Raw genomic sequence first — 12,204 nt, 5'->3', positions numbered from 1 at the left:
TGGCGCCATCTATCTTGATGGCGGCATCGGACCGGCCGAGGACTTCGTAAGAAAATTCGTAGTATCGCGTATCTCGGAAGTGCAGAACAACAGAGCGATCAGGAATTTCAAGGGAGAATTGCTGGAGATCACTCAGGGTGCCTCTGCCGGGACGCCGCGGTACGACGTAATAAGTGAATCTGGACCGGACCATGACAAGACTTTCACAGTAGTCGTGCATGGGTTCGGGGTGGAGCTTGCAAGAGGGTCCGGACATTCCAAGAAAGAGGCCGAGCAGGTTGCCGCGGGAAGAGCCCAACAGGAAGCGAGAATACTTGCACGGAAACGACGACCGAAACAGACAGGTCAGGAGGAAATGTGAACATCATAGTATGCGTCAAACAGGTGCCTGAAATTGCCTTGATCAAAGTCGACGATTCCTCCGGAACCGTTAGCTATCCCCAGGGCCCGGGAATCATCAATCCGTTCGATACGTACGCTCTCGAAGAGGCTCTGCGAATTAAGGAGAAGGATGGGGGGAAGATCACAGCGATGTCGGTCGGCGGTAAGGAGAGCGAGGTCGCTCTGAAAGAGGCACTGGCTCTTGGTGTCGATGAAGCGATTTGTCTGGATGATGCTGCTTTTGCCGGTTCCGACGGGCAAGCCCTCGGATATATTCTCGCAAAAGCTATCGAGAAGGTCGGCGATTATAATCTCGTGCTCTGCGGCAAGCAGGCTATCGATTCCGACAATGCGATGGTTGCGCCCGCAATCGCAGAGAACCTCGGCCTTGCTCAGGCGATGTTCGTGAAGAAGATTGAGAACTACGATGCAGACAAGATCGTTGTCAATCGCACAACGGAAGATGGCTACGATACTTGCGAACTGACGATGCCGTCGGTTCTGTCGCTGGTCAAAGAGATCAATGAGCCGCGATTGCCGTCGCTCAAAGGAAAGATGAAGGCAAAGAAAGCAACAATACCGCACTGGACCGCCGCTGATATAGGTGCTGATACCGCAATGGTTGGTGCATCATCGGCAAGCAAAGTAGACAACGCAAAGAATCCGCCTCCACGTCCGGAAGGGGAGATGATTACGGGGGAAAGCCCGCAGGAAATTGCCGAGAAGCTTTTCCAGAGACTGAGAGAGAATCAAGTAATATAGATCTTTCGTTTACTGCATCGGATATATGAGAGGGTGACTACTTCGGTCACCCTCTTTTCTTATTTTCTCACCACTCATTCTTAGGACCAGCCGATAGCCGTACCTGTCGCTCGTCGCAGAGTCTGCGTTTGAAAATGTGACGAACGGTACGGTTCAAGATGCGTCTGATCAGGAACATTGCGCAAGGCTATTGGGTTATGATTTAACGAGATAGGTGACATGGAGAAAAAAGACACATTGCGGGTCAGAAAAGACTTGACAAATTCTGCGCCGATGCTTACCTAATATACAGGGAGGTTATATCTTCGCCATGAACCTCAGAAAAGCAATAGGCGCGAGCCATATCGAAATATGCAGGAGGCGGTCTTTATGAAGTCGTTCAGACTAATAGGGCTCTTTCTCGTGAGCCTCTTCCTGGCTGCTTGCTGGCTATCTTCACTTCCAGCCGCGGAACATCCGTGGGATGAAGACGAAGTCGTCACTAGTGATACCAATGGTGTCATCCATGGTAATGGTGGGACAGACACTGATGGAGGCACTAGTGGCATCATCATCATCCTTCCGTCAGATTTCAATCCTGCCAGAGTTCTTGGAAACGGCATGTTGTATCTGCGCAGTGACGGAGGATTTAACGTCAGGAAGAGCGAAGTGCATCATTCTTCGCGTGGGAGAGCTGGAGAGCCGGGAATCGTTCTGCCATGGAGCAGACTATCAGCATCTGAAAAATGAGTGCAGACCAAAACAAAACTGACTATACCGCCCAAGGGAGTTTGGACCGCATCGAACTTCTGATTTCCGAACGGAAACTTGATGAGGCGGCAAAGGAACTCGAAGAGTTCAGGGTGGAGAATGCCCCGAATCCTGACTCCACCGATTCAGGGTGGATCCTGTTCCTTTCTGCCAAGGTTTTACACGCGAAGGCCGACTACGAAACCGCGCTTGATCTTGCCCTCAAATCATTCGATATCTTACGATTTTCAACTGAGAACAAGAAGATCGGTAAGGTCCAGCTGATCCTGTCGAGAATCTACGCCTCACTCGGTGATCTTGATAACTCCGAGAGCTATGCTCGCGATGCTCTTGCAACGTTCCGTCGCATTCGCGACCGAGTGGGAATTTTCAGCTGCTACAATCGCCTGGCATGGGTACTCCAGGTACGTGGCGATTACGAGAAGGCCGCAAAGTATTTGAAGGAAGCTATCGAGAGTTTCCGAAGCCATGCCGCAACCAACGAAAAGGCTGCCATATCGCTGACCCGCTATAGTGCCAACCTCGCAAGGATCTATATCCTGACCGGTCAGTGGGATGAAGCCGCGGATTTGCTCGAATCATGCATAGAGAAGAACCGGCTCTACAATGTTAAGCGGTCGCTTGTTATCAACCTGCTATCACTGGGCTACCTGTCCACTTTGAGACGAAATCAGAGGCAGGCATGGTATTGTCTTGAAGAAGTCAAGCATCTCATCGGGCAGGACAGACAGTACCAGCGTGAAGCAATCATACTCAAAGAGTATCTGGGCAAGTACTACATCGAGTTCGGCGAGTTTGACAAGGCAATCAGCGCTCTCAATTCCGGCATTGAAGAGGCAGAATCAATCGCTCCGGAAAGTGCGCTCTCATCACAGCTGCATAGATACAGGTCTGAGGCGCATCTGGCCATCGGTGAATACGGCAAGTCGCTTGACGATGCGGAGAAGGCGTTGCGTGTCGCAAGGCAGATCGGTGAGAAGGTCGAGATTGCCAATGCGTTGCGCGTCCTCGGAATTGCCAGGATCAGGCTCGATCAGCTCGATGCGGGCGTTGAGTATTTGAGGAAATCGGAGGAGACATTCTCAGGGCTTGCCGACAAGTTCGACCGGGCATTGGCCCTTCTCGATTTCGCCTGCGAGAGCTTCGTGCATGATTCGGAGTATGAGTATCGCCGGGCTCAGGCGCATATTGTCACGGCACGATTCGTCTTCGACGATATGGATGCCCGTTTTTATACGGCTGAGAGCTGGATGATCGAATCGGGTCTGCATGCAAAGTTCGGCAATTTTGATCTCGCGCTTAAAGCCATCGAAGAGGCAGAGGAGATGTTCGGGGCGCTCGGCGAGACGGAGAAGACGAAAATAGTGCGCTCGATGCGACGTGAATTCGAAAAGAAGCTTGTCGACAGCTCTCTATCTCCCCACAATGAGTTCCTGCTGTTCAAGACGTATCTAAGCGATAGCGAATATAAGAATGTTCGGCAGGGGACACTTGAAGAGAATCTTGATGTCCTTGCGAGACGAACAAATGCCGACCATGCGTTCGTGGCTATTTTCGACTCCGAGAAGAAATTCAGAGTGCTCGTATCAATCAAATACAGTGACGAGCGCATGTCCAAGACATGCAGTTTGTTATCCGCAGATCAAATCAGAGAGCTCGAGGGCAGGCCTGTTTTTGCCACTGCCCCTGATTTCGCGGGAGTTAACGGCCTCTCTCCGTTTATGACCAGTTTCCCTGAGGCAACCAGTCTGATCTTGTTTCCACTTCGAATCTCCGATCATGAGATTGGGCTTTTGCTTCTGCAGAAGGATGTCGCGAGTCTGGGCGGGAGATTCTTCGGCCAGAGGGACCTAGATTTTGCAGTGGCTTTCTCGGACGTGATCGCATTTAAAGCGATGGAGGCTGAACAGTCTGAGTTGGCAGAGGACAATCGTCGCCTGCGCCAGCAGCTTGAGGAGAAGTGTGCATTCCCGAATGTGATCACGCGTGACGCCGAGATGCTGCGCATGCTCGATCGAGTCGTTCAGGTTAAAGATTCGCCGATATCAATACTGGTGGTTGGTGATACCGGCTGCGGAAAAGACCTCATTGCAAAGACCATACACTATAACTCAATTCGCGCAGCCAAACGATTCATCAGCGTCAATTGCGCCGCGCTTCCAGAGACGCTTCTCGAAAGCGAACTCTTTGGTTACAAGCGGGGAGCGTTCACCGGCGCCGATCGCGACAAGGCCGGATTGTTCGAAGAGGCTGACGGAGGCACGTTCTTCCTTGACGAGATTGGTGAAATGCCCCTCTCGATACAGGTGAAGTTGTTGCGAGTGCTGGAGGATCAGGAAGTCGTCAGGCTCGGAGAAACTTCGGGTAGAAAAGTCGACGTCAGGGTTCTCTCGGCGACCAACCGCGATCTGAAGACGGCCATGGAGGACGGTACGTTCAGGCAGGATCTTTATTACAGGCTTTCTGCGCTGACCCTGAAAATACCGCCGCTTCACGACCGCAGAGATGATATTCCACTTCTGATCGAGCATTTCCTGAGTGAGGCGGAACGAAAGATCACTATCTCACCTGAGGCCTTTAACAAGCTTGTCGAGTACTCATGGCCCGGCAATGTTCGCGAACTCGAAAACGAAATCAAGAAACTGGTGTTGCTCTGCGATTCAGACGGCATCGTGGAAACCAGTCTTCTTTCCAGGAAGTTTTTCAAGATGGCAGACCAGGCTGAAGGGCCGGAAGTACCGAATCTTGATCTCTCAAGCGAAGGTTTTTCTCTCTACGAGTACCTTGGGGATTTCGAGAGGAAGTTCCTTGTCAAGGCTCTGCAGGAGAACAAATGGGTCAAGAAACACGCCGCTACCGCACTTAAAATCCCCGAATCGACGCTGCGTCTCAAGATGAAACAGTACGACATCAGAAAGTCGTAGTAACTACTACAAGAAAGTCCGTTTTACACTGACAGATTCTGACATCCCTCTGCCCGATCAATAGTGCATAATTACAGGAGTTCGTGTATCCGGGCGAGTGAGGGAGACTACCGTGAAGAGCAGTGAGTCGTACACAATCATCGGTGGTGAGATATTTATTCCCGAAATCACGTTCTATGGGCGGCACCACAAGTCCAGAAATGGATCCTATCTGATTGCGTGGGGAGAGTCAATAGAGGACAGCAGCGAGAGGATTGTCTTGTTCAAGGATCGGGAGCTGCTGATGAACAAGCGATTGAAGAATATCAGACATGCCCGCGTTTCTGACAGGGGACTCTTCATCCTCGATACGTGGTCGGAAAGCGGCGGCGGTGTTTCGCAGTTCCTGGCCATGGATAGATACGGTCGGACTGTTGTAAGAGAGTCGATTTGTTCGAGTGTAGTGGGGCTGGGGCTTTCGGATGACGGGTATTATGCCGCATTCCAGACCGGTTATAGCGAGAATGTTCACGATTCAGCGATGCTCATCTTCATTGACATTGAGAAAACCAAAGTGCTTTGGAGAATCCCCTCGACTGACTGGGCTGTGGCGTACTCTTTTGATCCGAAGGAGAGGCAGCTACAACTCAGCCTGAGGAGTCGTTCGTCGCTTGCCTATGGCTTTGATGGAACTCTGCTGACTCAAGGAGTCACTGCAAGATAACATCTGATACCACTGGCGATTCTTTCATTGGAATCGATCTCCTCACTGCCGATAGACTTCCTCCGATTTTCTGCTATTTATAATACTGAGGCTCCGCATAGTGATCATTGCGGAGTCGCCTCTGAATCCTGTCAAATATCTTGATTTTGTCCCCCTTGCATTGTTATTTCCCGGAATAATTATGGCGCCTGATGATATAGCACATAGAGAATGTCCGCCAGTACTCGTAATCGGACGGGAACCGGAGGCCCGAGGCAGCTACAACATGGCTTTGGATGAAGTACTGTTTGAGTCTGTGGCCGGAGTGGGCCGTCACATATGGAGGCTCTACTTGTGGAATCCTGCCGCTGTGTCGATCGGAAGGAATCAGAAAGTCCGAGAGACGGTGAACCTCGAGTTCCTGAAGAGGGAAGAGATAGACATGGTCAGACGCCCAACGGGCGGGCGGGCGATTTGGCATCGCGGTGATGTCTGTTTCACTCACTGCGGAATCAGCCCGACAGAGGGAGAGTCGATGTCAGCATTCAAGGATGACTATATTCGCACGGCTGAAACGCTGATACGACTCTTGGCAGAGCTTGGTATCGAAGCTCATATCTCTTCCGGGCATGCGTCATCCGGAGTGGTTCGCGGAGATTTCAAATCGCCCTGTTTCATGAGTTCCGGCAGATATGAGATCACAATTGGCGCGAAGAAGATTGCAGGCATTGCACAGTATAGATCGGGCGGCCGCTTCCTGATTCAGGGGTCAATCAGACTGTCGCGGATCGATCCGAAAAACGAGGAGCTTTTCTTCACCAGGAGAGGTGTGGATGGTGCTTTGTTCAGGGAATTCTCCGATTCGGTCTCTTCTATCGAGGAGGAACTCAGGCAGAAGATCGGTTGGGAAAGGCTCCGGGATGCCTTTATGTCCGCGCTGTCTGTCTCTAATGGTGACGTGGTCCGGGAGGAGAATCCTGGATCGATGTTTGACTTGGGTAGTATTGCCCGCCTTGAGCGCGAGAAGTATGCAAAAAGTTCCTGGAATGAGAGGTTTTAGATTAAACAAACTCGACATAGTAGAGTCTTAGTTAATGGCGGACAATGGAAAAAGCCTAAAAAGGGCTTGACACATGTGAGCGTAAAATGCAAATTAGGAACTTGCGTATGGCCAATGCTTCGGTCAGGGTAGTACTCACCCGACAGAGGCTCATACACAGGGAACTTATAGTGCTACTGCACATCAAATTGTGCAGTTGCAATTCAGGCGGATGATAATTGTTGGCATCATAGGATAAGGAGGAATGCAAATGTTCCATGCCAGAAGAGCGATTCTGGTTTTGGTGGCGACGGTTGTGGCACTACTCAGTGTCAGCGCTGTTCAGGCAGCAGTCACTGGCAAGATTACGGGAGTCGCTGTTGATAAGAGAACTGGCGAAGCTCTTCCAAGTGTAGCTGTACAGATCGCCGGTACCAGTCAGGGAGCGTTGACTACAGTCGACGGTGATTACCTGATTCTAAATGTATCCCCCGGAACCTACTCTATAACTTTCAAGCTCGTCGGCTATCATACAATGCAGGTTGACGAGGTACAGGTAATCACTGGTCGAACGGCTCAAGTCAACGTAGAGTTGGAATCCACAACTCTTGAATCTGACATTGTCCAGCGCGTCATTGGCCAGCGAGATGTTATGGAGATGGAGAACCCGAGGTCGAGTGTGGTTTTCGGTAAAGAGCAGCTCCAGGCGATGCCTGTTCAGGACGTCGATGGAATTGTTGCTGCCACTGTCGGAGTGGTAAAGCGCTATGGCGAACTTCACATTCGAGGTGGTCGAAGCGGTGAGGTGTCATACGTGGTTGACGGTGTCGAAACCAAGGATCCCCTCGGCGGTCTCGGTCCAACCGATGCAGGTATGAATCTGTCATCGAATACGATTGAAGAGATCCAGATTATCAAGGGCGGATTTGATCCGGAGTTCGGAAGGGCGATGTCCGGCATCGTGACAGTCAGCACCAAGACTGGATCGGTGACTACGGAAGGACATATCGAACTCTATACTGATAACTTCCGCGCCCCTAATTTGAACACCTACTCTAACAAATACGATAGGCTCTATTTCTCACTTGGCGGACCGGAGCCGCTTTTCGCGCGCAATATTTTGCCTGCTCTGGGTGTAGATTACTTCAAAGACAAGCTCTTCTACTTCTTTTCGGTCGATGTATACAAGACCGATGGAGCTTATGCATATGACGAATACACCTCTCCCTCCAGGCAACGTAACTGGCGCGAGCATGATATCCTTGGTCTGACTTTGCGGGATAGACAGCAGAATTCGTTTTCTATGACCGCGAAGATGACCTACAAGGTCACCAACAATCTCAAGATGGTCTTCAACTACCAGGGTATATGGAAGGATGAGACGGTCTTCTCCTGGAAATATCGGTACACACCGGAGACCGCTCCGATCGGTAATGACATGAATGAGAGGTTGTCTCTTTCCATGACGCATCAGCTCAGCAAGTCGACATTCTATGAGATCGTCCTGTCGAGGGTGTACCATGAGTATGTGAGGAAGCCGGATGATCCTGCGCATCCGGGCGCGGGCATTTCACCCGATCAATTCAGATTCAGAAACGAATGGGAATCATTCACTGACAGAAACGGCAACGGTGTGTATGATGCGCCGGAGCCTTTCATCAATGTTTACGGTGATACCAGCTATGCGTACGGTGGGGAGCAGTACAATTTTGGTGATGTGTTCATCCCGGATACACTTGCAAGTTATGCTCCCCCCGGAGGATTCGGGTGGGACAATCATCACCCGTATTTGCTCTACGACCCATGGTTTGGGGATTCTATCAGATACGATGAGAAAGACCCTTTGATACCTTGGCGCAATCAACAGGACTTTGTCGATACCTACGTTGACACAATTCTGTGGGACTGGAGCGGCAACGGTCTGATTGATTTCGATGAAGGCGAGCCCTTTGTTGATGTAAACAACAATGGTCGCTGGGACCGTGGAGATCAGGTCAAGAATGATCAAAACGGCAACAATCGATTCGACCGCGAGCTCGGATCAGTCGTCGGTCTTGATGTCGCTGAGCCTTTCACCGACGGCGATGTCAATCTGGGAGAGCCCTTCCATGATTACAACAATAACGGTGTTTTCGACTATGGCATAGACGTGTTTACCAAGGCGGTCGACCCGCTCTATAATCAGGACCTGAACCACAACGGCAAGCATGATGGTCGTGATGCTCCTTGGACCCCCGGAATCCCGTACCGAGACCTAAACGGCAATGGCATCTATGATCTTGCTAACAACGCATATGATGCCGGCGAGCCGTTTGTCGATGCCAATGGGAACGGCAAGTGGGATGGCAATGATGGCTTCCTCGATTACGGTTACCATGTTGGAAGTGGTCTAGGTGAGGATCCACATTATCAGGAGAACAGCTCGAATGTGTGGACTGCAGACTTCAAGATCACAAAACAGTTGGTCCGTGAGCATGAGCTCAAGACCGGATTCCAGCTTAGATTCCTTGAGCTGGAATTCGCTGAGATCACAGGTCCTTGGGACAGAGCATCGGAAGAAGTCGCTTCAATCGGCGGGCCATATTCTGATCGCGGCTCCGCGAGAGACTTCTACAAACACGATCCGGTCGAGGGTGCATTCTTCATTCAGGACATCGTAGAATACGGTTCTCTCGTAGCGAGAGTCGGATTGAGATATGACTTCTTTTTCCAATCGGATGGCGTCGACACGCTGATCAAGTCATATGCCGAGACTGGGAGGGATGTTGTCAGCAGTCGCGGTAAACTCTCTCCGAGGGTCGGAGTATCTTACCCGATTACCGAGAAAGCGAAAATCTACTTCAACTACGGCCATTTCTACCAGCTTCCGGAATACGTAAATATGTACCAGAGGCTTGGGCAAAATACCGGGATCTTGGGCAATCCGAACCTCGATTTCGGGAAAACAGTACAGTACGAGTTTGGCGTTCGCTACAATCTGTCTGGGGACTATGTTCTTGATATTTCCGGCTTCTACAAAGACATTTTCGGCATAATCAACTCCTCGCCCGTGTACGAAGGTACAGTGACCAGGTACTCCGAATATCAGAACAATGACTATGGCCGTACGAGAGGGTTTGAGATTGAGCTCGCCAAAAAGTATGGTAACTTCGTCTCCGGGTACATGAGTTACACATATGCGTTTGCATACGGCAAAGCTTCATCTGAGAACTCCAATTTTGAGGACCTTGTGGCGCACAATGAGATACCGATTCAGGAGTACCCGCTTGATTGGGATGTCAGGCATGCAATCACTCTCAATTTTGATCTGCGCATCTCCAGGGCTGATCACCCGAAGCTGTTCGGCTATTCGATTCCCAATGACTGGGGTGTAAATGTCTTGTGGCAGTGGAGTTCCGGGTTACCGTTCACTCCGGCAGCAAATTATCCCGGTTTGACACTGCAGGCGGGTGAGAAGGTTATCAAGAACGGTCTCAGAAAGCCGTCGTCGTCAACAGTGGACATCAGGTTCAACAAGAATTTCTCGGCGTTCAGCATAGATTACTCGTTCGAGGTCTGGGTTGAAAACGTTTTCGACAACAGAAACATCCAGGATGTGCATACGGCTACGGGACGTGCAGACACAAGTAACAACCTCAATGGCGTTATCAGAGGCGGTAATGACTTTGACAAGATTCCCTGGTGGACCGATCCGGGCAGAAACGTGAGACTCGGACTGACAGTCAATTTCTAGGGAACCGTAAGTGGCCTTGTGTCCAGAGGACGATTTGAAAGCGAAAGGCGCGTCTGAAATGACGGAGCTTAGGTTAGAAAGAAACAACACGGCAGGAGTCGCTGCTGAAGCTGGCTCTATAATTCGTACGGCGTACGCCGATTCGCTGAAGCGCCGTGAATTAAATGAGAATAGATCAAACTCCGGTTTGTTGAGTTAGGAGGCATATATGCGTTATTGCTGCTTACTTTTTGTCTGTCTACTGATCTTGCCTTCAGCTGTCTTAGGTCAGTCAAAGGTAGGCCAGGCGGGCGCGCAGTTTCTTGAGTTAGGTGTTTCGGCGAGAGCCGTCGCGCTCGGCGGGGCCTTCTCGGCGATCTCTGACGATGCTACGGCGATACATTACAACCCTGCCGGTCTGACGCAGCTTGACAGCAAAGATGTGATTCTCACTCATATCAGCTACGTTGCGGATATCAACTATGAATTCGCTGCTATTGGCATACCGCTTTACGGCTTCGGTGGCACTCTGGGTGTGGCCGTTTACGCGCTGGATGCCGGTGATATGCTTGAGACCACATATGAGAATTCGCTCGGATACACGGGCAGGACTTTCAGTGCACAGGAGCATGCCCTGGCGGTCGCCTACGCGCGGAGTCTAACTGATCATTTCAGTATCGGTGCCACGTGGAAATTCATCGAAGAGTTGTATGCCGAGGAAAGAGCGGTCGGCTGGGCTGCAGATATCGGAACAACGTATAGCACCGGCTACCGCGGGATTAAGATGTCGATGGTCATTTCGAATTTCGGTCCGGAGCTGAGATTCCTTAATGACGAGTTCCCGCTTCCGATTAATTTCAAGTTTGGCGGATCGGTAAACCTCGTCGAGAATCATGTGCATCGTGCCACATTGTCTGCCGAGGGTGCTCATCCATCTGACAACTTCGAGTCTTACACGATGGGCCTTGAATACAGCTATGATGAGCATTACACCCTCCGAGTTGGTCGCAAGTACCAGACTGACTCGGCAGCGGGATTTGCTATCGGTGGTGGTGTCAGGTTATCGGTGTCTGATTTCGATCTTGGCATCGATTACGGTTTCCACGATTTCGGCCTGCTGGAGAATATTCATATCTTCAGCGTGGGGTTCAAATTCTGATAAGCGACTAGGATGCGCTTGTCATCACTGGAGGTATTGATGTATAGACGAGAGATAGAAGCGACATCAGCGGTGGCTCTCGCCGTGCTTGCTTTGGTTTTTCTTTTACCCGGATGCGGTGAACTGAGTAATAATGGTGATCCGCCACCTAATTTTCCACCGAAGGTGTTCTTGGCGAACATCCCGATCGATTCGGCATCGTTCCTGTTTAATCCGGAGATTCACTGGTATGCCACGGACAGAGATGGTTACATTACTAAGTATCGATACGATGTCGTTACCTTCGATGATATGATGTTTGATGGCGACAATGTATGTCCTGAGTGCTTCATTGAGGCGTCAAGACAGAATGGCTATCAGGGTTGGACAGAGATAGTCGTCAAAGAAGTTCCTGTATCGACTTCGGGAACCATCAGGTTGTTTGCCCATGAAAACCCGGATAGTTTCGTTAGCCAGTGTTTCTTCATTCAGGCGGAAGATAATTTCGGTGCGCGATCTGAAGTGGTGTTTCGCGTGTTGAAGCGTGCCAACCACCTTCCCGACACCAGAGTCGACAGTATCCCGAGTCCGGTCATTGCCGGCACCTGTTCCGAGTCTTGTTTTCAGCTTTCGGGAATCTCTGTGCGGTGGTCAGGTTCCGACCTGCTGGACTATCCCGGCAAGCAGCCTGATTTTGAGTTTCACTGGACGGTATATGGACCGTTTGAGGATGTCGATGATACGGTTGGAATCATCTGGGACAATTATGAAGTCGATCATTCCTGGAACAGAGACTCGACCGATATATGGACCTCC

The 12,204-nt window shown here is 50.7% G+C and carries 9 protein-coding genes; all 9 read left to right on the top strand.

Features of this window, described 5'->3' with window-relative positions; translation table 11 throughout:
• On the top strand, positions 1–361 hold a 361-nt coding region (locus KKH67_01650; protein MBU1317877.1), incomplete at its 5' end, for a ribonuclease III.
• The gene (locus KKH67_01645) at positions 358–1,143 is read left to right on the top strand and encodes an electron transfer flavoprotein subunit beta/FixA family protein (protein MBU1317876.1); all 786 of its coding nucleotides are present in this window, start codon (positions 358–360) and stop codon (positions 1,141–1,143) included. The genes KKH67_01650 and KKH67_01645, both read left to right, overlap by 4 nt.
• A 369-nt stretch (positions 1,144–1,512) precedes the next feature.
• A complete protein-coding gene (locus KKH67_01640; protein MBU1317875.1) occupies positions 1,513–1,872 on the top strand; it encodes a hypothetical protein in 360 nt (119 codons plus the stop codon).
• A gap of 41 nt (positions 1,873–1,913) precedes the next feature.
• On the top strand, positions 1,914–4,817 hold the full coding sequence (locus KKH67_01635; GenBank protein MBU1317874.1) for a sigma 54-interacting transcriptional regulator: 2,904 nt from the start codon (positions 1,914–1,916) through the stop codon (positions 4,815–4,817).
• 112 nt (positions 4,818–4,929) lie between these two features.
• Positions 4,930–5,520 carry a hypothetical protein gene (locus KKH67_01630; protein MBU1317873.1) on the top strand — a complete coding sequence of 197 codons (591 nt, stop codon included), beginning with the start codon at positions 4,930–4,932 and terminating at the stop codon, positions 5,518–5,520.
• A gap of 181 nt (positions 5,521–5,701) precedes the next feature.
• Positions 5,702–6,559, top strand: a complete 858-nt coding sequence (locus KKH67_01625; protein MBU1317872.1) for a lipoate--protein ligase family protein — start codon at positions 5,702–5,704, stop codon at positions 6,557–6,559.
• Positions 6,560–6,809: 250 nt separating this feature from the next.
• On the top strand, positions 6,810–10,271 hold the full coding sequence (locus tag KKH67_01620; GenBank protein ID MBU1317871.1) for a TonB-dependent receptor: 3,462 nt from the start codon (positions 6,810–6,812) through the stop codon (positions 10,269–10,271).
• Between the two features lie 208 nt (positions 10,272–10,479).
• Entirely contained in the window at positions 10,480–11,409 is a 930-nt protein-coding gene (locus KKH67_01615) for a PorV/PorQ family protein (protein ID MBU1317870.1), read from the top strand.
• A gap of 39 nt (positions 11,410–11,448) precedes the next feature.
• A partial coding sequence (locus tag KKH67_01610; protein MBU1317869.1) for a hypothetical protein occupies positions 11,449–12,204 on the top strand: 756 nt, incomplete at its 3' end.

Source organism: Candidatus Zixiibacteriota bacterium, from assembly GCA_018820315.1.
GTDB lineage: Bacteria > Zixibacteria > MSB-5A5 > JAABVY01 > JAHJOQ01 > JAHJOQ01.
Note: the sequence above shows the minus strand (reverse complement) of the source record. Positions and strands in the feature narration are given on the sequence as shown.

What these genes read in the sequence shown, in the direction of transcription:
- KKH67_01640 (MBU1317875.1), top strand. Translation starts at nt 1,513, where the DNA reads ATGAAGTCGTTCAGACTAATAGGGCTCTTTCTCGTGAGCCTCTTCCTG.
- KKH67_01625 (MBU1317872.1), top strand. Translation starts at nt 5,702, where the DNA reads ATGGCGCCTGATGATATAGCACATAGAGAATGTCCGCCAGTACTCGTA.
- KKH67_01620 (MBU1317871.1), top strand. Translation starts at nt 6,810, where the DNA reads ATGTTCCATGCCAGAAGAGCGATTCTGGTTTTGGTGGCGACGGTTGTG.
- KKH67_01615 (MBU1317870.1), top strand. Translation starts at nt 10,480, where the DNA reads ATGCGTTATTGCTGCTTACTTTTTGTCTGTCTACTGATCTTGCCTTCA.